Below are 22,641 nucleotides of genomic sequence, written 5' to 3' on the forward strand. Positions count from 1 at the left end.
TTACAGAAGGAAGACTCGTGACGGTTCCGTTGACCAAGAAGCAGGAGCAGGGTGAGCAGTCGCGCGAGCTCATCCTCGACGCGACCGAGCGTCTGATGGCCACCAAGGGCTTCGCGGCGACGTCGATCAGTGACGTCAGGAAGGCGTGCGGGTTGCCTCCGAGTTCCATCTATTGGCACTTCGGCTCGAAGGAAGGTGTGCTCGCCGCGGTCATGGAGCGCGGCGCCGAGCGATACTTCGCGGCGATTCCCGTCGAGGCCGACGTCGAACGCCAGCTCGCAGCCGTGACTGCACAGCAGGAGCAACACCCCTTGTTCCTGCGACTGTTTCTTCTGCTGTCGTTGGAGCGCAGAGACGACCCCGCGGTCGCCCCGGTCATCCGCCGGGTCCGTGACCGGGCCATCGCGGGGTTTCACCAGGCGATCGCGCTACTAATACCGGACGATGTGCCACCCGCGAAGGCCCAGCGCGTCGTTGCCGAACTCGCCGCCGTCGCCACCGCGATGTCCGACGGCATCTTTCTTGCCGAACATCTCGAACCCGACGCGACTGACGTCGCGCGCATGTACCGGCGGCTGCACCAGACGATGGCAGCCTTGATTCCGATTCTCTTGGAGGAGAAATGACCACCAGAACTGCGATCATCACCGGTGCAAGCGCCGGCCTTGGCCTGGAATGCGCACGGGCACTGCTGGATACGACACAGTTGGTTGGGGATGGGTCGTGGCATGTCGTACTCGCGGTGCGCAGTCCGACACGCGGCGCGGAGGCGGTGGCGCGACTCGGTGCACCCGAGCGGTGCACGGTGATCGAGGTCGACCTGGCGTCGCTGCAATCGGTGCGCGCCTTCGTCGACACATTCCGCGACGCCGGTCTCGCGCCGTTGCATGCCGTCGTGTGCAACGCCGGAGTGCAGGTGGTGTCCGGCACGGAGCTGACGGCCGAGGGCGTCGAGATGACGTTCGGCGTCAACCACCTCGGTCACTTCGCGCTGGTACAGAGCCTCCTCGACGAGCTGGCCGACCCGGCGCGGATCGTCGTCGTGAGCAGCGGTACCCACGACCCCGCCAAGCACACCGGTATGCCGTCCCCGCACTACAGCAGTGCCGCGGAGTTGGCCCACCCCCCGGGCGACACCATCGACGGCCGCCGCAGGTACACCACCTCGAAGCTGTGCAACGTCCTGTTCGCCTACGAACTCGACCGCCGGCTCGGTCAGGGGCAGCGGGGCATTACCGTCAACGCGTTCGACCCGGGGCTGATGCCGGGTTCTGGTCTGGCGCGCGACTATTCGCCGATGGGACGGTTGGCCTGGCGATACCTGTTTCCCGCGCTGCGCGTTCTGCCCAACGTCAACAGCACGCGGTCGTCGGGGCAACGTCTGGCAGCGCTGGTAGGCGACCCCCGCTACGACGGTGTCACCGGCTCGTACTTCGAAGGCACGCGGCCGATCCGCTCGTCGGTCGATTCGTACGACCGCGACAAGGCGCTCGATCTGTGGGAGACCAGCGAGCGGCTGCTGACGCCCGTTCCCTAGCGACCGGTAACGTCGGTGCCCATGGCGCTCGGACGGCTCGACGACGTTCCCGCCGCCACGAGAGACCGTCGAGCCAGGGTGGCCACCGCCGCGCTGTTTCTCACCAACGGGGCGATCTTCGCCAACATGTTGCCGCGATTCCCCGAGATCAAGGCCGACCTGGGGCTCTCAAACGCGGCGTACGGAGCGTCGGTCGCCGCGTTCTCCGCGGGCGCACTGGTCTCCGGGCTCACCGCGGGCGCATTGATCCGCCGATTCAACTCATCCCGCGTCGCCGTGATCGCCACGCTTGGCATCGCGTCGTTCGTCTTCGGCGCCGCGATCGCCCCGTCACCGGCGCTGTTCGCCGCCGCGCTGTTCGTCGGGGGAGCGGCAGACTCCGTCACCGATGTCGCGCAGAACGCGCACGGTCTGCGAGTGCAACGCATCTACGGCCGGTCGATCATCAACTCCCTGCACGCGGTCTGGTCGGTTGGCGCGATCAGCGGCGGGCTGATGGGAGCGGCCGCCATCGCGCTGCACGTCCCACGCGGCGTGCACCTGGCGTTCTCCGGTCTCGTCTTCGGCGCAGTCGCCGTGATCGCGTACCCGTTTCTGCTTCGCGGCCCCGACCACGACGGCCACCCCGCTGCGGGGAGGGCCGACCGCACGAAGACCGGACTGGGCGTCTACGCCCCACTGGCCGCGCTGGTGGGCATCGCGATCGCGGGCGCGGCCATCGAGGACGCCGGAAGTTCTTGGGCGACGGTTTATCTGAGGGACAGCCTGGGCACCCCGGCCGCGATCGCCGCATTCGGCTACATCGCGCTGGTCAGCTTTCAGTTCCTCGGGCGGTTCTTCGGTGACCGCCTGGTGGACGGGTTCGGCGAACGTGTCGTGGCCCGCGTTGGCGGGCTGATCGCGGCCGTTGGCATGAGTGCTGCGCTGGCGTTCCCGAGTGTGCCCGCGACCATTGCCGGATTCGCCGCCGCCGGCTTCGGCAGCGCCACCCTGATCCCGGCGGCCATGCATGGGGCCGATCGGGTGCGAGGGCTGCGGCCGGGTACGGGGCTGACGATCGTGACGTGGTTGTGCCGGGCCGGATTCCTGATGTCCCCGATCATCGTTGGGGTCGTCGCCGACGCCACCAGCGTGCGCGCCGGACTGCTCATCGTCCCCGTCGCCGGTCTCGCGGCGATGTCGCTGGCCGGCGTGCTCAGTGCACCGCACCGCTCATCTCGATCGTCAGCACGCCGGCGACGATGAGTGCGATGCCTGCCCCCATCAGCCAGGTCAGCGGTTCGGAGAACAGGAACCGGGCGATGATGGCGACCAGCGCGACGCCGCACGCCGTCCAGACGCCGTAGGCGACGCCGACGGGCATCCCCAGCGACAGCGATATCCACAGCAGATAGAAGGACGCCAGATAGCCGAGAACGACCGGGATCATCCAGCCTCGCTTGCGGAAGCCGTCCGACGCACGCAGGGACAGGGTCGCGATGACCTCGACGAGGATCGCGCCGGCCAGCGCCGACCACATCACGGTGTCGTCTTGTTAGCGGCGGCCCGCTGCGACCCGATCTCGATCAGCAGCACCCCCGCGATGATCAACACGATGCCCATCACGATGGCCCAGGTGAACGGGTCGCCGAAGATCACCGCGGCCAGCACGGTGGTGCCTGCGGTGCCGAGCGCACCCCAGATGCCGTAGGTCACCCCGATCGGAATGCCTGCGCGAAGCACGAGGGTCAGCAGCACGAACGCGCCGACGTATCCGGCGACGACCACGACCAGCCAGCCCCAATGGTCTCGTGACGCCCGAAGAGACAGCGTTGCCGCCACCTCGATGGTGATGGCTGCGCTCAGCAACGCCCACTTTCGCACGGTTCGAAACTAGTCGACCGCCGTGCCCGATCCGTGAAAAGCACAGCTCAGAGGGGTTGCCGGGGCCGCGCGTAGCCTGGTGTCAAAAGGCGCTCAACGCCTGCCGGATCGATTGAAGGAGCACTACGTGACGGATCCTCGACGCACGCTCATCGCCGTTCTGCTCGACCGTTCTGGATCGATGGAAACCGTGAAGTCCGATACCGAGGGCGGGTTCAACGCATTCATCGACACCCAACGCGCCGAACCGGGTGACGCGCGAGTGACGCTGGCGCAGTTCGACACTGAGTACGACGTGGTCTACGCCAACCGGCCGATCGGCGACGTCCCGCGGCTGGAACTGCAACCCAGGGGAGGGACGGCCCTCTACGACGCGCTTGGCCGGTTGATCACCGACGTGGGTGCGGACCTGGCCGCGCTGGCAGAAGACGAGCGGCCTGGCACCGTGATCGTGGTCGTGCTCACCGACGGACACGAGAACTCGAGCCGCGAATGGACTCACGACGCCGTCGGCGCCGCCATCCGCAGGCAGGAGAGCGACTACGCCTGGGACTTCCTGTTCCTCGGTGCCAACATGGACGCCGTGCAGATCGGCACCGCGCTCGGCGTGCAGGCCGAGAAGTCGATGACCTGGGACACCACCGGCGGCGGAGTGGTGAATGCGATGGCCTCGGCGGGTGCCTTCGTGGCGCGCAAGCGATCCGCCCCTGCCGGTGCCAAGGTGCAGGGCTTCTCGGAGAACGACCGAGTGGCGGCCCTTGGCAACGCGAACAAGTGACGGCCGAACAGAGCACCGGGCAGCTTGGCGGGCATCCCGTCATCGAAATCGTCGACACCGTGCACGGGCCGGTGCGCGGCATCGACGACGGAACGGTCAAGGTGTGGAAGGGGATTCGCTACGCCACGCCACCCGTTGGCGAGCTGCGCTGGCGCGCGCCGCAACCACCGGAACGATGGACCGAACCCGCCGACGCCACCCGCGTCGGGCCGGTGTGCCCGCAACCGACTGATCCGCGGATCCCGATCGATCTCGGTGCTCCGCAGGGCGACGATTGCCTGACACTGAACGTGTGGGTGTCGTCGGATACCTCACCCGGCGACGCCAAGCCCGTGATGGTGTGGGTGCACGGCGGTGCCTACATCCTCGGGTCGTCGGCGCAGCCGCTGTACCATGGGCGGGCGCTCGCCTCGAGCGGCGACGTCGTGGTCATCACCGTGAACTATCGGCTGGGTGCGCTTGGCTTCCTCGATCTTTCGCCGTTTTCGACGCCGACGTCGACGTTCGAGACCAACCTGGGTCTGCGCGACGTGCTGTTCGCACTGAACTGGGTCCGCGACAACGTAGCCGCCTTCGGTGGCGATCCCGGGCGGGTCACCCTCTTCGGCGAGTCGGCGGGTGCGGGCATGGTCACCACGCTGCTGGCCAGTCCTGCTGCGGCGGGGCTGTTCTCGGCCGCCATCGCACAGAGCTCACCCGCGACGTCGATCTACGACGCCGCCCGCTCACGCGTGGTCGCCGAGCAGTTCCTCGCTGCGCTGGGCGTCGACGACGCCGCCGGACTGGCCGCCGCGCCGACCGCCGCGGTGCTTGCCGCGTCCAAGCAGGTCTTCGACGAGGTGCCCCTGCGCACCCCAGGCACGCTGGCCTTCGCTCCGTTCGTCGACGGCGACGTGGTACCCGATTACCCCGTGGTGGTGGCGCGTGCCGGCCGCACGCACGCCGTGCCCTTGCTCATCGGCACGAACAAGCACGAGGCGGCGCTCTTCCGGTTCATGAAGTCACCGCTGCTGCCGATCACACCCCAGGCGATCAAGGCGATGTTCGCCGAGATCGCCTCCGAACAACCGGGCCTCCAACTGCCCACCGAGGAGGAGCTGGGCGCCACCTATCGCGGCCGCGGCAAGACACCGGGCATGGGAGTGGCCCGTGACCTCGGCTTCCGGATGCCGTCGATCTGGATGGCAGAGGGGCATGCCGCCGTCGCCCCGGTCTACGTCTACCGGTTCGACTGGGCCACGCCGATGCTGCGACTGCTGCGCCTCGGCGCGGCACACGCCACCGAATTGCCCTACGTGTGGGGCAACCTGGTGGCCGGACCGAAGGATCCGACGTTCAAGCTCGGCGGACTGAAGACGGGAACAGCGGTCTCGGAGCGGATGCGGGCCAGGTGGCGGAACTTCGCGGTGTCCGGCAAACCGACCGGACTTGCTGGCGAACCGGCCTGGCGGCCGTATCGGCGAGATGACCGGGCCACCCTGGTGATCGACAAGCAGGACACCGTGGTGGACGACCCGGACCGGGCCTTGCGGGCGGCGTGGGGTGACGACGTGCTCAGTTTCCGCTGAGCGGGGGCGTTACGCTGCCCTCGGAGGTGTCGACGTGGACTGGTCGAATGCGTTCTCGAGGTTTCTCTCGGACGTGCTGCCACCGCTGATGCACGACCCGGTGATGTACGCGGTGCCGTTCTTCCTGGTGCTGCTGATCATCGAGTGGGCGTCGGCGCGCAAACTTCAGCACACCGAGGCCGAGCAGGCGCCCGCGGGTGCCTACCTCAAGCCAGATGCGTGGGCGAGCATCTGGATGGGCATTGTGTCGATCGGCACCAGTGGCCTGCTCAACGGCATCGCGCTGCTGGGTTACGTGGCCTTGTACGTCTACGTCGCGCCGTGGCATCTGCCAGCCGGCCAGTGGTACACCTGGGTCATCGCCATCCTCGGCGTCGACCTGCTCTACTACCTCTATCACCGGATGGCCCACCGGGTCCGCATCTTCTGGGCGACCCATCAGGCCCACCATTCCAGCCAGTACTTCAACTTCGCCACCGCGCTGCGGCAGAAGTGGAACATCAGCGGTGACGTCTTCCTGCGGGCGCTGTTGCCGCTGTTCGGCGTGCCGCCGTGGATGGTCTTCCTCAGCTTCTCCATCAATCTCGTCTACCAGTTCTGGATTCACACCGAGCGCATCGGAAAGCTCTGGCGCCCAATCGAATTCTTGTTCAACACGCCATCGCATCATCGGGTGCACCACGGCATGGACCAGCAGTACCTCGACAAGAACTACGGCGGAATCCTGATCCTGTGGGATCGGCTGTTCGGCAGCTTCACCGCGGAGACGTCCCGGCCGCACTACGGGCTGACCAAGCAGATCGACACCTACAACGTCTGGACGCTGCAGACCCACGAGTACGTCGCGATCGCCCGCGACGTCCGGCATGCCCGCCGCTGGCGCGACATGATCGGCTATACGTTCGGCCGGCCAGGATGGGCACCGCCGCAGAGCGTGCAGCCCGACATTCCTGCGCCGATGACCACCGCCCAGTAGTTCATTCGCCGGACCGGCGGAACACCGGCGCCGACCCGGCCCTGACCGCATCGATCCAGTGCCGCACCCGTTCGCCGACTTCGGTGACGCTCAGCCTGGACCCGTCGATCACCGTGACCTTCCAGGACAACCGCGACAGCCTCGACCAGTCCATCTCCTGCCAACCATCGTTGACGAGCACCTCGGGCATGTGGGCGGGATCTTCGGCGTGCCTGCGCATCCACTGCGCGAACGCGGCATGGCGCCACAGCAGCTCCTCGGGATCGCCCCGGCCCCGCAACCGGCGCTGCTGGGTGGCCTCGTCGACGTCGAGCAGGCACACCGCGATGTCTACGCCCGGTGCCGACGGCGCCGCGAGGACCTCCCCAGGTGCCACCGGGTCGCCAGCCAGCAGCAGATCGCGGCCTTCGGCGTCGAGTCGCACGGCCCTGGCGACGGCGCACTCGGCCATCCGTTGCCGCCAGGCCAGGTCAGGAACCGCAGGAACCGGGCCGAACTGTCTGAGCTCGACGCATTCGACGGTCGGTGCGAGATCGGCCTCGATCGCCTGCCTGACCGAGGACTTGCCCGCGCCGCTCGCGCCGGTGAGGAGAAACAGCACGAGTCCATCGTCACCTGGACCGCAAGCTAATTCGTGGCGGTCTCGCTGGTCGATGCCATCTTGTCCGCGGGTAGTCTCCGCGGTGTGATTGCCCGCAGTGTGGAAACGGTGTTCGACGGCCATGTGGATCCTGCGATCGTTGAACGGTCGCTTGCCGCAAGCAGCTTCGGTTCGATGTGGCTCGACATCGCGCGTCCGGAGTATCCGCGACTGTCGAGCTCGACCACCTGCGATCTGCTCGTCGTCGGCGGCGGCTACACCGGGCTGTGGACCGCACTACATGCCGCGCAGCGCAATCCGGACCAACGCATCGTGCTCATCGAGGCCGATCGCATCGGGTGGGCCGCCTCGGGTCGCAACGGCGGTTTCGTCGAGGCCAGCCTCACTCACGGCCTGGCGAACGGAAAGACGCGCTGGCCCAACGAGATCGACCGGCTCACCGAGATGGGCATCGAGAATCTCGACGGCATGCAAGACGAGATCGCGCGGCTCGGCCTCGACGTGGAGTGGCAGCGCACCGGAATGCTCGCCGTCGCGACGGAACCCCATCAGGTGGAATGGCTCCAGGAAGCCGCGGACAAGGGGGAGGGCAGCTTCCTCGGCCGTGCGGACGTGCAGAGCGAGGTCCACTCGCCGACCTACCTGGCCGGGCTGTTCGAACCCGACACGTGTGCGATCGTGCACCCTGCCAAGCTGGCGCTCGAACTCTCCCGCGCATGCGCCGAAGCCGGCGTACGGATCTACGAGCACACCAACGCCGTCACGCTCGACTCCGGCGGTGCCGCACTGCGCGTCGATACCGGGGGTGCCATCGTGACGGCGCGTCAGGTCGTGCTGGCCACCAATGTCTTCACCTCGCTGTTGCGCCGCAACAGGTTTCATACCGTGCCCGTCTACGACTACGTGCTGGCCACCGAACCGCTCACCGACGCCCAGATGGAGCGCATCGGTTGGCAGAGCAGACAGGGAATCGGCGACTCCGCCAACCAGTTTCACTACTACCGGCGCACCGAGGACAACCGCATCGTGTGGGGCGGCTATGACGCCATCTATCACTACGGTCGCAAGGTCGACGCCTCCTACGAGGACCGGCCCGAGACGTACCGCCGGCTTGCCGAGCACTTCTTCATCACCTTTCCGCAACTCGACGACGTCAGGTTCAGCCACCGGTGGGCAGGCGCCATCGACACCAACACCCGGTTCTGTGCGCATTGGGGACTGGCCCGCGACGGCAGGGTCGCCTACGTCAACGGGTTCACCGGACTCGGCGTCGGCGCGGCACGGTTCGCCGCCGACGTGTGCCTCGACTTGCTCGGAGGGAAGGACACACCGCGTACCGAGCTCGAGATGGTCCGCAAGCGCCCGCTGCCGTTTCCGCCCGAGCCGTTGGCCAGCGTAGGAATCCAGGCCACCCGCTGGTCACTGGATCGCGCCGACCACACCGAGGGGCGACGCAATGCTTTGCTGCGAACGCTGGATGCGCTCGGCCTCGGCTTCGACTCCTAGTCATCCGCAACCGACTGTTCGCCAACCGTTTTGCTCGTGCGCAGTCGAACCCGCCCACGAACCCAGGGAGGCTTAGTAAGCTCTCAGCCGTCAAATGAGGAGAAGGGGAGACATCGTGGGAGACAGACTCCAAAAGGGTGAGAAGCTCGAGGTTGGGCAGTCGTTGACGTCGGCCAACGGGGCGTACAAGGCGATCCTGCAGGACGACGGCAACTTCGTGCTCTACGCAGGTGACCAGTCGGTCTGGTCGACCGAAACGAATGGCCAGAGCGTGGTCCGCGCCGAGGTGCAGGAAGACGGGAACTTCGTGCTGTACACGGCGGACAAGCCGGTGTGGCACAGCGACACCAAGGGCGCCAAGGACGTCCGGCTGGTTCTGCAGGACGACCGCAACCTGGTCCTCTACGGTTTCGACGGACCGGCGTGGTCATCCGAGACCCACACCGACGACGCGCCGCCGGCGCCGCCCGTCGCTGCCGAGCCCGAGGTCGAGCTCGCTGCGGCCGAGGCACCGGTAGTCGAGGAGGCACCAGCACCGCCGCCGCCTCCTCCTCCGCCGCCACCACCACCTGCAGTGCAGACGTACACGGTGGTGTCAGGTGACACGTTGTGGGCCATCTCCGAACGGTTCTACGGTAACGGCAACCGGTACCAGGAGATCGCCAATGCCAGTGGCATCTCCAACCCCGACCTGATCCACCCCGGTCAGGTGCTCACGATTCCGTAGCGCAAGCAAGATGCGGCCCGGGCCTTTTCGGCCCGGGCCGCATTTGCTTACGGGTAGGCTGGTGTGCCCATCTACCTTCACGGATCGGAGAACCCATGCGGCGGTGGCGTTTGCGCGTGCTCGCTGTGGTGGCCGCCCCGATCGCAGCCGGGCTGTGTGCGCCTGTCTTCGCGCCGTTGACCGCCAACGCCGACCCCGGCGTCGTGGTCTTTCCCGGCATGGAGGTCCGCCAAGACACCAACCAGTGCACGGTGGGCTTCGTCGACATGGCGACGCGCACGGCCTACACGGCGGGCCACTGTCGTGGCAGCGGGTCGGTGGGGGACAAGAACGGAAATGTCATCGGCCACCAAGCAATATTCCGGGACAACACCCCCGACGGAGCCACCGTCGCGACCGATCACCTGATCGCCGACTGGGAGACGATTGCGCTGGCGCCCGAGGTCGTGGTGAACAACGTCCTTCCCGGCGGGCGGGTCCTCGTCGCCGATCCAACGGTATTGCCGCAGCCCGGTCAGCGGGTATGCCACTTCGGTGTGATCACCGGCGAAAGCTGTGGCACCGTAGACGCCGTCAATAATGGATGGTTCACGATGGCCAATGGCGTGGTCAGCCAGAAGGGTGATTCGGGTGGCCCGGTCTATGTGCCCACCGATGACGGACGCGCCGTCATCGTCGGCATGTTCAACAGCACGTGGGGTACCTACCCTGCGGCCGTCTCCTGGCAGGCAGCCGATCAGCAGATCCGCGAGGAGGTCTTCACGGCCTCTTCGGGCATTGCGCCCAACGCCGTCCCCCAACCTCCAGTCCCGCCCAACGCACCGGCCTAGGCCGGCGTAGCGCCGGGCAGAGAGCAAGCATGCCTGGTTCAAGGGGTGGGTGGTCTCGTCGACGGATCTTGATCGCCGTGTTGGGGTCACTCGGCATCCTCGCCATGGTGGGCACCACCCTCGGCGCAGTGGTGATGCCCTTCTTGGCCAAGGACTCTGGCGCGCCGCCGTCGCGCTCCGCCACACCGACCTCGACGACGCCCGTGATCGTGATGAAGCCGTTGGCGGTCCGGCCGGTGTTCCAGGCGCTGGTCAGCACGCCCGAGGAGTGTCAGCTGCCACCGCCGCCTCCACCCGACCAACCCCAGCAGGCCTGCGACCTCGACCGCGCGGCCCGCTACGACATGGGCCCGGTTGCGTTGGAGCTCAACCTGACCGGCGCCAAGGCGGTCAAGCTGCCGATGAGCGAGTTCTACAGCGTTCAGCTCGCGATGGATCCAGGATCCGGCGCGGCGTTCGGCGGCTACACCGCGGCTAACATCGGAAAGCAGCTGGCGTTCGTGCGTGACGGCATGGTGCTCGCGGCTCCCGCGATCGACCAACCCATCGAGGGGCAGTCGCTTCAACTGTCCGGCAACATGTCTCAGGAGACTGCCCAGACCATCGTGCGCATGCTTCTCGACGGGTCGTGACGGCGGATCGGGTTAGCGGGACAGCTCGAATACCGGGATCGACGGCGCGGCGGCACGGAGTTCGGCATCCGTCGACTCCGGAGTCAGACCGCCGACGTGACCCTTGACCTCCCAGTACCACCGCTTCACGTAACGCCTCAGCAGTTCGGGCTTGGCGTCGTCAGCGAGCTCGGTGATGCGGACCTCGCGGCCACGCCAGCGGGGACCCATCTCCACCTCGCCCGCTGCGCGGGCGTTGCGCGCCCACTGCGTATTGCCGCGCGGCGACACCAGATAGTCGCGCCCGTCGACGGTGAGCAGGTTGATCACCACGCCTCTGCGCTTGCCGGTCTTGCGGCCGCGTACCCGAAGCGCCCTGGTGCCCGCGATGCCGATGCCGGCTTCGGCAAGCCAGCGGAAGACCTCGTTGAAGGTCCTTGCGGCGAGGTTCGGTTCGTCGTATCGCGTCGTCATTGCGGTCTCCTTCGGGAAGTCTGATATTAGAGAGCAGTGCTCTCGTTATTAGCGTGACACGACCCTGCGGAGAAATCAAGAGCAGTGATCTCGTTCTGTGTCACACTCGGGCGATGGGCAAGCGGCAGGAATCGCGTGAGCGGATCGAACGCGACATCATCGCGATCGGCAGGCGCCACCTCGTCACCGAGGGCGCGGCCGGACTTTCGGTGCGCGCCATCGCCCGTGAGCTGGGCATGGTGTCCTCGGCGGTCTACCGATACGTCGCAAGCCGTGACGACCTTCTGACCCTCCTGCTGATCGATGCCTACACCGAACTCGCCGACGCAGTCGACCGCGCGCACCGCTCGGCGTCGGGATCCTGGGCCGAACAGGCGCTCGCCAGCGCGCGGGCCGCACGCCAATGGGCGATCGATCAGCCGGCATGCTGGGCCCTGTTGTACGGCAGCCCGGTGCCCGGCTATCACGCTCCCGCGGAGCGGACGGTCGGGCCGGGCACCAGGGTGGTCGGAGCCCTGTTCGCCGCCGTTGCCTCTGGCATCGCCGCTGGCGACATCCCCGTGCCGAACATTCAAGCGCGCCAGCCGATGTCGACCGACTTCGACGCCGTCCGAGCCGAGTTCGCATTCACCGGCGACGACGCCACCGTGCTCAAGTGCTTCCTGCTGTGGGCCGCACTGGTCGGTGCGATCAGCCTCGAGGTGTTCGGCCAGTACGGCGCGGACACCCTGACCGACCCCGCCGCGGTGTTCGACGGGCAGATCGAGTTGTTGCTCACCACATTCGCGGCGCAAAACTAGAACACGTTCTAGCCAGGTGGGGATCCCGGAGATATCCTCGAACCGATGCCCGCCCAGACACCTGTCCAGATTGCGTGGGTGACGCGCGACCTCGATGTCACCGAAGCCGCCCTCACCTCGCTTCTCGGCGCCAAGAAGTGGATCAGGATGTCCGACATCCACTTCGCCCCCGACTCGTGCACTCATCGCGGTGCGCCTGCCGACTTCGTCGTGCACATCTCGCTGTCCTATGCCGGCGACACCCAACTCGAGATCATCCAGCCCGTCTCCGGCACCAGCCTCTACTCGGAGTTCCTCGAACGATCCGGTTCAGGATTGCACCACGTCAGCGTGACGGCTCCCAGCCCCGACGCCCTCGACGCCATGTGCGAGGACGCCGAGCGGAACGGCGCACCGGTGCTGACCCGGGGCACCATGCCCGGCGGCATGCAGTTCGCCTACGTGTCCGCGCCCGACGCCGGCGTGCCCTACCTCGAGATCGCCTACGTCCCACCCGAGATCCAAGCCTTCTTCGACTACGTCAAACAGGAGCAACAGTGACGACCCAGCTTCCGGAAACCATCGACGCCGCGGACGTGGCGGACTGGTCCGACGACGTGGACGTCGTGGTGGTCGGATTCGGCATCGCGGGTGGTTGCGCCGCGGTCAGCGCCGCCGCCGCTGGTGCACGGGTCTTGGTCCTCGAACGCGCAGCTGCAGCCGGCGGAACGACGTCGATGGCAGGTGGGCACTTCTACCTCGGCGGCGGGACCGCCGTGCAGCAGGCCACCGGGCACGAGGACAGCGCCGACGAGATGTACAAGTACCTCGTCGCGGTGTCCCGCGAGCCCGAGCTCGACAAGATCCGCGCTTACGCGGACGGCAGCGTCGAGCACTTCAACTGGTTGGAGGACTTGGGCTTTCAGTTCGAGCGCAGCTACTACCCCGAGAAGGCGGTCATTCAGCCCAACACCGAGGGCCTGATGTTCACCGGCAACGAAAAGGTGTGGCCGTACAAGGACGAAGCCAAACCGGCACCGCGCGGGCACAAGGTGCCGGTCCCCGGCGACACCGGCGGTGCGGGCATGGTGGTCGACCTGCTGGTCAAGCGGGCCGCAGATCTCGGCGTTCAGATCCGCTACGAGACGGGTGCTTCCGCTCTGGTCGTCGACGACGGCGCGGTCGTCGGGGTCGGCTGGAAGCACTTCAACGAATCCGGCGCGATCCGCGCGAAGGCGGTCGTGATCGCCGCGGGCGGCTTCGTGATGAACCCCGACATGGTTGCCGAACTGACACCGAAGCTGGCCGAGAAGCCGTTCGTGCTTGGCAACAGCTACGACGACGGGCTTGGCATCCGGCTCGGCGAATCCGCGGGCGGAGCGACCAAGCACATGGACCAGATCTTCATCACCGCCCCGGTGTATCCGCCGGCCATCCTGCTCACCGGCATCATCGTCAACAAACTCGGTGAGCGGTTCGTCACCGAGGACTCCTACCATTCCCGCACATCGGGTTTCGTGATGGATCAACCGGACAGCGCGGCGTACCTGATCGTCGACGAATCGCACATGGAGCGACCGATGTTCCCGCTCATCAAGTTCATCGACGGTTGGGAGACCGTCGACGAGATGGAAGCCGCACTCGGCATTCCGAAGGGCAAGCTGGTCGCCACCCTCGACCGCTACAACGAGCACGCTGCACGAGGCGAGGATCCCGACTTCCACAAGCAGCCGGAATTCCTTGCGGCACAAGACACCGGGCCGTGGGCGGCGTTCGACCTCTCGCTTGGACACGCGATGTACTCGGGCTTCACCGTCGGCGGACTGGCCACCACGGTCGACGGCCAGGTCCGCCGCGCGGACGATTCGGTGATTCCCGGGCTGTACGCGGCGGGCGCTTGCGCGTCCAACATCGCTCAGGACGGCAAGGGTTACGCCAGCGGGACCCAGCTGGGCGAAGGATCGTTCTTCGGACGCCGGGCGGGCGCGCACGCCGCACGGTAGCGGTAACATTCCCCGGGTCGCTTCGCTCCTGCCCACCGGACCCAAAACCTATACGGGCAACGGTGCCTCGGCGACCGGGCCGAGCCGCCAACCACCACCGCCAAGCAGTTCGAGGCGACGGCGGTGATGCTGCTCCACGGTGCCGCGGTGGCTGACGCTGACCACGATGCAGTCCGGCAACTGCGTTCGCAGCGACCGGTACAACGCGAACTCCTGGCCTTCGTCGAGCGCCGACGTCGACTCGTCGAGGAACACCCCGCTGGGCTTGACCAGCAGCACCCGGGCGAACGCGATTCGTTGCTGCTCGCCGGGGGAGAGCACCTTGGCCCAGTCCGCGACCTCGTCGAGGCGGCTCCCCAGATGGCCAAGCGCGACGGTGTCCAGTGCGGCGTGAACGGCTGCGTCGCCGAAATCGCCTCCCTCGCCCGGATACGAGACGACCGAACGCAGGTCGCCCAACGGCGCGTACGGCATCTGGGACAGGAACATGGTGGCGCCCTCGGGGCTGCGCAACGTGCCCGACGTGAACGGCCACAGTTGCGCCAGGCTGCGCAGCAGCGTGGTCTTGCCGGTGCCCGACTCACCGGTGATCACCAGCGAGTCGCCGGGATCGAGGCGCACGTCGAGCGGATCGACCAGCTGCACCCCTTCAGGCGTGCGGACCTCGACGTCGTCGAGCTCCACCGACCCGTCGGTGCTCGGGAGGGCGGTCAACGACGGTAGCGCCCTTGCCCTTTCGTTGGCGGTGAGCAGCCCGTCGAGGCGGATGATGGCCGCCCGATACCCGGCGAACGAATCGTAGACGGCACGGAAGAACGACAGCGAGTCGTGCACCGAAAGGAACGCACTCGACGACTGGGTCATGTCGCCGAGCTGAATCTCGCCGGCGAACACCCGGGGAATCTGCACGACCGTCGGCAGCGGACTGACGATCTGGTGCACCGATCTGTTCCAGCCCTGGAACAACACACCCCGTCGTACGAAGGCCCGGTAGTTGGTGATGATCGCCGCGAACCTCGTCATCAACCGGCCACCTTCGGCACGTTCGCCGCGGTAGAACCCCACGGCCTCACCCGCATCGCGCAGCCGCACCAACGCGTAGCGAAACGCGGCGTTGGTGAGCTCGTTGCGGAACGACAGCCGGATCAGCGGGCGGCCGATCCAGAACGCGATGACGGTTGTGAAGAACACGTAGACGAGTGCCAGCCAGAACAGCGCCTTCGGCACGGTGACCCCGAAGACCGTCAGCGGGCCGGCCAGACTCCAAAGAATCGGAGTGAACGAAACCACCGAGAGGATCGACGTGATCGCACCGAATACGAGTGTCTGCGACGTCCCGACCGTCGGCGTATTCGTCTCGGGACCGGTACCGGTGGTGAAGATGTCGATGTCCTGCTGAATGCGTTGGTCCGGATTGTCGATCGGCTCGTCGCCGAAACCGGCCAGGAACCGGCCCCGGTAGTAGGCATCACCGTCAAGCCAGTCGCCCGTGACCCGGTGGGTGAGCCAGACCCGCCACCGGATGATGAACCGCTGCATCAGGTAGAGATCCAGCAGCGTGCGGACGATGTCGGAGACCGCAAGGGCGAGGTAGATCAGCATGGCGACCCAAAAGCCGTCGATCGCCGAGTCTTTCGCCACCCCCTCGTCGCTGACCGCGGCCTGCATTGCGGAGAACTGGTCGTTGCTCTGGTAGCTGAACAAGACGGACAGGCGCACGTCGATCATCACCGACAGCAGCAGCACCGCGACGAAGGCCCACGCAGAAACACTTTGGCGACCCTTGAAGTAGTCGCCGGTGATGCGCCAGAACTGCCTGCCCCAGGTGGTGAATCGTGCGATCAACGTCAGCACCACCAGCGTGCACAGCGCGCTGATGACCCACGCCTTGGCTATCCAGACCAGCGAATCGACGATCTCGGCGCCCCAGTCAAGCGACGGGGTGAACATCTCCATGCCGGGAAGCTACCGCGACCCATCCGTTGTGATCGGGATGACATACCCCGTCGCTTCGCTCGCCCCTAGAGGCGTCACACCGGGACGGAGTCGCCCGCCACGCGGCCCAGCCGCCATTCGCCGTCGCCGAGCAACTCCAGCTCGTGGGTGTGATGCTGCTCGACGGTCGTGCGGTGGCTGACGCTGACCAGGATCGTGTCGGGAAGCTCAGCGCGCACCAGCTGATAGAGCATGAACTCCAGGCCCTCGTCGAGCGCCGACGTGGCCTCGTCGAGGAATACCGCCTTGGGCTTGGTCAGCAGGATGCGGGCGAACGCGATTCGCTGCTGCTCGCCGGGGGAGAGCACCTTGGCCCAGTCAAGGACCTCGTCGAGCCGGACGACGAGATGCGGGAGCGCCACCTTCTCCAGCATGTCCCGCAGAGCCTGGTCGTCGATCGTGCCTTCCTCGCCCGGGTACGTCACCACGGCGCGCAGATCACCCAGCGGCACGTAGGGCAGCTGCGACAGGAACATCGTCTCGTTGGGGCCGCACGGCCGGGTCAGCGTCCCCGACGTGAACGGCCACAGCTCGGCAAGGCTGCGCAACAGCGTGGTCTTCCCGCTGCCCGACGGGCCGGTGACCACCAATGTGTCGCCGATCTCCAGGCGCATGTCGAGCGGCTTGATCAGCTGCTTGCCGTCCGGTGTGCGGACCTCGACGTCGTCGAGTTCGACCGTGCCGTCCTTGCATGGCGTGGTCGTCAGCTGCGGCAGCGCCCTGCCCTCCTGGTTGGCGACGACAAGGCCGTCAAGGCGGATGATCGCGGCCCGGTACCCGGCGAACTGGTCGTAGGCGTTTCGGAAGAAGGAAAGCCCGTCCTGGATGTTGTTGAAGGCCGACGCGGTCTGGGACATGTCACCGAGTTTGATCTGGCCCGCGAAGAACCGCGGAAACTGCAGCAGGTAGGGCAACGGCACGATGATCTGACTGAGAGACAGGTTCCAGCCGTAGAAGCCGACCATTCGGTTGACGTAGCGCTTGTAGTTGTCGACCACAGCGCCGAAGCGTCCCCGCAATCCGGCGCGCTCGGCGATCTCCCCGCGGTAGAAGGCGACCGCCTCGGACGCGTCGCGCAGTCGCACCAGGGCGTAGCGGAAGGCCGCGTTGAACTTCTCGTTGTCGAAGCTGAACCAGATGATCGGTCTGCCGATCCAGAACGCGATGATCGACGCCAAGACGACGTAACCCAGCCCGATCCAGAACATCGCCCGCGGAATGTCCATCCCGAAGATCGTCAGCGTGCCCGACAGGCCCCACAGGATCGGCACGAAGGAAAAGATGGAGGTAACCGCGGAGATCGACCCGAACAGCAGTGTGGAGCCCGCAGTTTGGTTCGGCGTGTTGGGAGATGGCCCCACGCCTGCGGTGAAGATGTCGATGTCGGTCTGGATTCGCTGGTCTGGGTTGTCGATCGTGTCGTCGATGAAGCGGGATCGGTAATAGGCCTTGCCGTCGAGCCAGTCCCCGGTGAGCCGATCTGTCAGCCAGGCCCGCCACGCCAACATGAACCTCTGCGCCACGAACAGGTCCAGCATGACGCGCGCCACGTAGATGGAGGCCAGTACGCAGAAGACGATCATCGCCAGCCAGAAGCCGGCCTTGCCGGAGTTCTTCACGGCTTCGTCGTTGCCGCCGATGCCCGTAGCGATCACCTGGAAGCTGGTCATCAGGTCGTTGCCGTAGTAGCTCATGAGCACGTCGATGCGGACGCCGATGATCACCAACAGCAGCATCGATGCCAACCACAGCCAGATCTTCAGGCTGGAACGGTCGGTGAAGTACGCGCCGGTGATGCGCCAGAACTGCCTGCCCCACGTGGTGTAGCGGAAGATGAGGGCCAGGATCGCGACCGTGGCGACCGCGGCGATGGCCCACGCCTTGGCGATCCAGATCAGTGACACGAGCCACTCGCCGCCCCAGTCCAGCGAAGGGGTGAACATATCCATCCCGGCAAGGTACCCCCACTGCCTGCCGCCGGGCTTCCCGAGGCGTCAACGAGCGGCGGCGAGCCGATCGAGTCGCCAGTCGCCATCGCCGAGCAGTTCGAGCTGCCGGTCGTGATGCTGGTCGACGGTGTCGCGGTGGCTCACGCTCACCACGATCGTGTCGGGCAGCTCGTCGCGAATGAGGCGGTAGAGCATCAACTCCAGACCCTCGTCCATGGCGGAGGTGGATTCGTCGAGGAACACGGCCTTGGGCTTGTTCAGCAGGATGCGCGCGAAGGCGATGCGTTGCTGTTCGCCGACCGAGAGCACCTTGGCCCAGTCCTTCACCTCGTTGATCCGGATGATCAGATGCGGCAGCGCCACCTTGAGAAGGGCGCCCTGAACCAGCTCGTCGTCGACGGCCCCCTCCGGAGATGGGTAGGACGTCACCGCCCTCAGATCGCCCATTGGGAGGTAGGGCAGCTGCGCGACGAACATCGTCTCCCGCGCGGCGATCGGGTAGCTGACGACTCCGGACGTGTACGGCCACAAGCCCGCGACACTCTGCAGCAGAACGGTCTTCCCGCTGCCCGACGGGCCCTTGATCAGCAGGCCGTCACCGGGCTCCAGCCGCAGGGACAGTGCGCGGATCAGTCTCTTTCCGTCGGGTGTTCGCACGTCGACGTCCTCGGCAGCCACCACGTCCGCGTCCTGGGTCGTCACGCGGGGCATCGCTCTGGCACGGTCGTTGGCGTCGATCAACCCGTCGAGGCGGATGAGCGCCGCCCGGTAACTTGCGAACGAGTCGTACGCATTGCGGAAGAACGACAAGGCGTCGTGAATCGCGTGGAACGCGGTCGCCGACTGCATCACGTCCCCGAACGAGATCTCACTCGCGAAGAGTCGCTGCGCCTGAACGATGTACGGCAATGGATTGATCGTCTGACTCGCGGCCAGATTCCAGCCGAGGAACATCACCATGCGGTTCAGCCACATCCGGTAGTTGGTGATGACGGAGGTGAGTCTGTGGTCCAGCAGGCCGCGTTCGACGTTCTCGCCCCGATAGAGACCGATGGCGCTCGCGCTGTCCTTCATCCTGATCATCGCGTAGCGAAAGCTGGCGTTGCGCAACTCATTCAGGTAGCTCAACCGGATCAGCGGCCGACCGATCCAGAACGCGATGATCGTCGCGGCCAGCACGTAGCCGATCACGATCCAGAACAGCGCCTTCGGCAACGTGACGTCAAGGACCGTCAGCGGTCCGGACAGGTGCCACAGGATCACGCCGAACGCGGCGACGCTCAACACCGACTCGACGGCGCCGAACAGCAGGGTGCTGCCCGAGCCGTGCGACGGCACGTTCGGCTCGCCCGTCACGGTGGTGACGATGTCGATGTCCTGTTGGATGCGCTGATCGGGATTGTCGATCGGTTCCTTGGCGAGTTGGCCCCGGTAGTACGCGTGCCCGTCCAGCCAGTCGCCGGTCAGCCTGCGGGTCAACCACACTCGCCAGTCGATGATGAATCGTTGGGTGAGGTAGAGGTCGAGCAGGAACCGGGCGGCGGCCACCGTCGCAAGGATCGCGAAGATTCCCATCGACGTCCAAAACCCATGGACGCCAGTTTGTTTCAGGGAAGTCTCCGACGAGCCGCTGCCCTCGAAGGCGACCTGCAACGCCGAGAAGAGATCGTTGGCGTAGTAGCTGATGAGAACGCTGACCCGCACCGACACGACCGCCGAAGCCAGCAGAGCCGCCAGCACCAACCACACCGGCCAGCTCGCGCGCCCGACGAAGTAATCACCGGTGATGCGCCAGAACTGGCGCCCCCACCCGGTGAACCGGTGCAGCAGGACGAGCACCACGACCACGCAGAGCGCGGCGATCAGGAATGTCTCGAGCACCCACAGCGTCGAGTTGACGAGTTCATTGCTCCAGTCGACCGATGGTTTGAACTCTGGAGAATCCATCCGACGAAACTCCTCCGCAGGCGTCCGACGACACCGCTCTGCGGCGAAGCTACCGCAGCGCCGACCTGGCTGATCCCGGGTCGAATGCGATTGGGTGCCGATCACACTCTCGGCGGGTGTTCCCGGCCGCGTACCTTGAACACGTGCCCAAGACCGCTCCCAAGTCCAAGAACAGCGCCCCGAACCGGCTGAGCAACCGGTTCTGGAAGCTGCTCGGCGCCAGCACCGACAAGGATCAAGCCCAGTCGATGGGGCACGTCCGCGCCGCCTCCGACTTCGAAGAGAAGGCCGCAGGCCTCGACGACGAGCAGCTGCGCAAGGCCGCCAAGCTGCTCAACCTCGGCGAGCTGGCCGAGTCGTCCGACATCCCGCAATTCCTGGCGATCGCCCGCGAGGCGTCCGAACGTGCAACCACGCTGCGACCGTTCGACGTTCAGCTGCTCGGCGCGCTGCGGATGCTTGCGGGCGACGTGGTCGAGATGGCGACCGGCGAGGGCAAGACCCTGGCGGGCGCGATCGCCGCGGCGGGCTACGCATTGGCGGGCCGCAGCGTGCACGTCATCTCCGTCAACGACTACCTGGCCCGACGCGACGCCGAATGGATGGGGCCGCTGCTCGAGGCCATGGACCTGTCCGTCGGCTGGATCACCGCCGAGTCCACGCCCGACGAGCGCCGTGACGCCTACGCCTGCGACGTCACCTACGCCTCGGTCAACGAGATCGGCTTCGACGTGCTGCGCGACCAGCTGGTCACCGACGTCGAAGACCTGGTGTCGCCGGATCCGGACGTCGCACTGATCGACGAGGCCGACTCGGTGCTCGTCGACGAGGCGCTGGTGCCGCTGGTGCTCGCGGGCACGACGCACCGCGAGCAGCCACGGGTCGAGGTCATCCGGCTGGTCGGCGAGCTTTTCGCGGACAAGTCCGCCGAAATCTACTTTGACACCGACCCCGATCGTCGCAACGTGCACCTCACCGAGGCGGGCGCCCGCAAGCTCGAGGCCGCCCTCGGTGGCATCGATCTGTACTCCGAGGAGAACGTCAGCACCACGCTGACCGAGGTCAACGTCGCCCTGCACGCCCACGTGCTGTTGCAGCGCGACGTGCACTACATCGTCCGCGACGACGCGGTGCAGCTGATCAACTCGTCGCGAGGCCGGATCGCGCAACTGCAGCGCTGGCCCGACGGTCTGCAGGCCGCCGTCGAGGCCAAGGAAGGCATCGAGACCACCGAGACCGGTGAGGTGCTCGACACCATCACGGTCCAAGCGCTGATCAACCGGTATCCCACCGTGTGCGGCATGACCGGCACCGCGCTGGCCGCGGGCGAGCAGCTGCGCCAGTTCTACAAGCTGGGCGTCTCGCCGATCCCGCCGAACACCCCGAACGTGCGCGAGGACGAGGCCGACCGGGTGTACATCACCGTCGCCGCGAAGAACGACGCCGTCATCGAACACATCAAGTCGGTGCACGAGACCAACCAGCCCGTGTTGGTCGGCACCCGCGACGTCGCCGAATCCGAGGAACTGCACGAGCGCCTCGTCAAGGCCGGCGTGCCCGCGGTCGTGCTCAACGCCAAGAACGACGCCGAGGAAGCCGCGGTGATCGCCGAGGCGGGCACCCTCGGCAAGGTCACCGTGTCCACCCAGATGGCAGGCCGCGGTACCGACATCCGGCTCGGCGGCTCCGACGAGACCGACCATGACGAGGTCGCCGAGCTTGGTGGCCTGCACGTCATCGGCACCGGCAGGCATTTCACCGAGCGCCTGGACAACCAGCTGCGCGGCCGCGCAGGACGACAGGGCGATCCCGGCTCGTCGGTGTTCTTCTCCAGCTGGGAGGACGACGTCGTCGCCGCTCACCTCGAGCCGCAGAAGCTGCCGACGCACACCGACGAAGACGGCCGGATCACCAACGACAAAGCTGCCCAACTGCTCGAACACGCGCAGCGTATCGCCGAGGGCAAGCTGCTCGACGTGCACGCCAACACCTGGCGCTACAACCAGCTGGTCGCCCAGCAGCGCGCGATCATCTCGGATCGTCGCGAGAAGCTGCTCCGCACTGCGACGGCGCGCGAGGAGCTGGCCGCGCGTTCGCCCGAGCGCTACGAAGTGCTGGTCGAGGAGATCGGCGAGGAGCGGCTGGAGAAGATCTGCCGGCTGATCATGCTGTATCACCTGGACCGCGGCTGGGCCGACCACCAGGCCTACCTGTCCGACATCAGGGAGAGCATCCACCTACGCGCGCTTGGCAGGCAGAACCCGCTCGACGAATTCCACCGGATGGCGGTGGACGCGTTCGGCTCGCTGGCGGCCGACGCCATCGAGGCGGCGCAGCAGACGTTCGAGACCGCCAACGTGGTCGAAGACGAGCAGGGCCTGGACCTGTCCAAGCTGGCGCGTCCGACCTCGACGTGGACCTACATGATTCACGACAATCCACTGGCCGACGACACCATGTCCGCGCTGAGCCTGCCAGGTGTTTTCCGCTAGGTTTA

General features: G+C 66.5%; 21 protein-coding genes. 14 read left to right on the forward strand and 7 right to left on the reverse strand.

What is annotated here, in order from left to right:
- Window positions 1-17: 17 nt before the first annotated feature.
- Genes HNP02_RS03975 through HNP02_RS03985 form a run of 3 tightly spaced genes read left to right on the forward strand, consistent with a single transcriptional unit; the run spans window position 18 to window position 2,782 of the window.
- On the forward strand, window positions 18-626 hold the full coding sequence (locus HNP02_RS03975; RefSeq protein WP_184435319.1) for a TetR/AcrR family transcriptional regulator: 609 nt from the start codon (window positions 18-20) through the stop codon (window positions 624-626).
- Window positions 623-1,537, forward strand: a complete 915-nt coding sequence (locus HNP02_RS03980) for an SDR family NAD(P)-dependent oxidoreductase (RefSeq protein WP_184435320.1) — start codon at window positions 623-625, stop codon at window positions 1,535-1,537. Before HNP02_RS03975 ends, HNP02_RS03980 begins: the two co-directional genes overlap by 4 nt.
- A gap of 21 nt (window positions 1,538-1,558) precedes the next feature.
- Window positions 1,559-2,782 carry an MFS transporter gene (locus HNP02_RS03985; protein ID WP_184435322.1) on the forward strand — a complete coding sequence of 408 codons (1,224 nt, stop codon included), beginning with the start codon at window positions 1,559-1,561 and terminating at the stop codon, window positions 2,780-2,782.
- Here HNP02_RS03985 and HNP02_RS03990 read toward each other — a convergent pair.
- Window positions 2,733-3,056, reverse strand: a complete 324-nt coding sequence (locus tag HNP02_RS03990; protein WP_184436479.1) for a multidrug efflux SMR transporter — start codon at window positions 3,054-3,056, stop codon at window positions 2,733-2,735. The two genes, HNP02_RS03985 and HNP02_RS03990, sit on opposite strands and share 50 nt — an antisense overlap.
- Window positions 3,056-3,400 (reverse strand): multidrug efflux SMR transporter, encoded by a 345-nt coding sequence (locus HNP02_RS03995; RefSeq protein ID WP_184435325.1) that lies wholly within the window; start codon window positions 3,398-3,400, stop codon window positions 3,056-3,058. The genes HNP02_RS03990 and HNP02_RS03995 overlap by 1 nt, the downstream gene beginning before the upstream one ends.
- A 127-nt stretch (window positions 3,401-3,527) precedes the next feature.
- On the opposite strand from HNP02_RS03995, the gene HNP02_RS04000 reads away from it, so the two are divergent.
- From HNP02_RS04000 to HNP02_RS04010, 3 genes are all read left to right on the forward strand, one after another.
- Window positions 3,528-4,178 carry a vWA domain-containing protein gene (locus tag HNP02_RS04000; RefSeq protein WP_184435327.1) on the forward strand — a complete coding sequence of 217 codons (651 nt, stop codon included), beginning with the start codon at window positions 3,528-3,530 and terminating at the stop codon, window positions 4,176-4,178.
- Window positions 4,175-5,746, forward strand: a complete 1,572-nt coding sequence (locus HNP02_RS04005; RefSeq protein ID WP_184435329.1) for a carboxylesterase/lipase family protein — start codon at window positions 4,175-4,177, stop codon at window positions 5,744-5,746. The genes HNP02_RS04000 and HNP02_RS04005 overlap by 4 nt, the downstream gene beginning before the upstream one ends.
- Window positions 5,747-5,834: 88 nt before the next feature.
- Window positions 5,835-6,722, forward strand: a complete 888-nt coding sequence (locus tag HNP02_RS04010) for a sterol desaturase family protein (RefSeq protein WP_184436481.1) — start codon at window positions 5,835-5,837, stop codon at window positions 6,720-6,722.
- A 1-nt stretch (window position 6,723) separates the two neighbouring features.
- Here HNP02_RS04010 and HNP02_RS04015 read toward each other — a convergent pair whose 3' ends face one another.
- On the reverse strand, window positions 6,724-7,323 hold the full coding sequence (locus HNP02_RS04015) for a hypothetical protein (RefSeq protein ID WP_184435331.1): 600 nt from the start codon (window positions 7,321-7,323) through the stop codon (window positions 6,724-6,726).
- 99 nt (window positions 7,324-7,422) lie between these two features.
- Between HNP02_RS04015 and HNP02_RS04020 the strand changes: the two genes are divergently transcribed.
- The 4 genes from HNP02_RS04020 (at window position 7,423) to HNP02_RS04035 (ending at window position 11,018) form a co-directional block, all read left to right on the forward strand.
- Window positions 7,423-8,829, forward strand: coding sequence for an FAD-binding oxidoreductase (locus HNP02_RS04020; RefSeq protein ID WP_184436483.1), 1,407 nt, complete (start codon window positions 7,423-7,425; stop codon window positions 8,827-8,829).
- A gap of 115 nt (window positions 8,830-8,944) precedes the next feature.
- Window positions 8,945-9,556 carry a LysM peptidoglycan-binding domain-containing protein gene (locus HNP02_RS04025; RefSeq protein WP_309241408.1) on the forward strand — a complete coding sequence of 204 codons (612 nt, stop codon included), beginning with the start codon at window positions 8,945-8,947 and terminating at the stop codon, window positions 9,554-9,556.
- A gap of 95 nt (window positions 9,557-9,651) precedes the next feature.
- Window positions 9,652-10,386 carry a hypothetical protein gene (locus HNP02_RS04030; RefSeq protein WP_184435335.1) on the forward strand — a complete coding sequence of 245 codons (735 nt, stop codon included), beginning with the start codon at window positions 9,652-9,654 and terminating at the stop codon, window positions 10,384-10,386.
- Between the two features lie 77 nt (window positions 10,387-10,463).
- On the forward strand, window positions 10,464-11,018 hold the full coding sequence (locus HNP02_RS04035; RefSeq protein WP_184435337.1) for a hypothetical protein: 555 nt from the start codon (window positions 10,464-10,466) through the stop codon (window positions 11,016-11,018).
- A 12-nt stretch (window positions 11,019-11,030) separates the two neighbouring features.
- On the opposite strand, the gene HNP02_RS04040 is transcribed toward HNP02_RS04035, so the two are convergent.
- A complete protein-coding gene (locus tag HNP02_RS04040; RefSeq protein ID WP_184435347.1) occupies window positions 11,031-11,471 on the reverse strand; it encodes a nitroreductase/quinone reductase family protein in 441 nt (146 codons plus the stop codon).
- A 113-nt stretch (window positions 11,472-11,584) separates the two neighbouring features.
- Between HNP02_RS04040 and HNP02_RS04045 the strand changes: the two genes are divergently transcribed.
- The 3 genes from HNP02_RS04045 to HNP02_RS04055 are packed head-to-tail and all read left to right on the forward strand — an operon-like array spanning window position 11,585 to window position 14,253.
- On the forward strand, window positions 11,585-12,271 hold the full coding sequence (locus tag HNP02_RS04045) for a TetR/AcrR family transcriptional regulator (protein ID WP_184435349.1): 687 nt from the start codon (window positions 11,585-11,587) through the stop codon (window positions 12,269-12,271).
- Window positions 12,272-12,316: 45 nt separating this feature from the next.
- A complete protein-coding gene (locus HNP02_RS04050; RefSeq protein WP_184435351.1) occupies window positions 12,317-12,811 on the forward strand; it encodes a VOC family protein in 495 nt (164 codons plus the stop codon).
- Window positions 12,808-14,253, forward strand: a complete 1,446-nt coding sequence (locus HNP02_RS04055; protein ID WP_184435353.1) for an FAD-binding protein — start codon at window positions 12,808-12,810, stop codon at window positions 14,251-14,253. The genes HNP02_RS04050 and HNP02_RS04055 overlap by 4 nt, the downstream gene beginning before the upstream one ends.
- Before the next feature lie 48 nt (window positions 14,254-14,301).
- Here HNP02_RS04055 and HNP02_RS04060 read toward each other — a convergent pair whose 3' ends face one another.
- The 3 genes from HNP02_RS04060 to HNP02_RS04070 form a co-directional block, all read right to left on the reverse strand.
- Complete coding sequence (locus HNP02_RS04060) at window positions 14,302-16,209, reverse strand: ABC transporter ATP-binding protein/permease (RefSeq protein ID WP_184435355.1); 1,908 nt, start codon at window positions 16,207-16,209, stop codon at window positions 14,302-14,304.
- A gap of 74 nt (window positions 16,210-16,283) precedes the next feature.
- On the reverse strand, window positions 16,284-18,197 hold the full coding sequence (locus tag HNP02_RS04065; protein ID WP_221317180.1) for an ABC transporter ATP-binding protein/permease: 1,914 nt from the start codon (window positions 18,195-18,197) through the stop codon (window positions 16,284-16,286).
- A gap of 45 nt (window positions 18,198-18,242) precedes the next feature.
- Window positions 18,243-20,144: an ABC transporter ATP-binding protein/permease gene (locus tag HNP02_RS04070; RefSeq protein WP_184435358.1), complete on the reverse strand. Its 1,902-nt coding sequence runs from the start codon at window positions 20,142-20,144 to the stop codon at window positions 18,243-18,245.
- A gap of 143 nt (window positions 20,145-20,287) precedes the next feature.
- Here HNP02_RS04070 and secA2 point away from each other — a divergent pair, with 143 nt between their 5' ends.
- Window positions 20,288-22,636: an accessory Sec system translocase SecA2 gene (gene secA2, locus HNP02_RS04075; protein WP_184435361.1), complete on the forward strand. Its 2,349-nt coding sequence runs from the start codon at window positions 20,288-20,290 to the stop codon at window positions 22,634-22,636.
- Window positions 22,637-22,641 lie beyond the last annotated feature (5 nt).

The sequence above is a fragment of the Mycobacterium sp. AZCC_0083 genome (genome assembly GCF_014202335.1).
In the GTDB taxonomy this organism is placed as follows: Bacteria; Actinomycetota; Actinomycetes; order Mycobacteriales; family Mycobacteriaceae; genus Mycobacterium.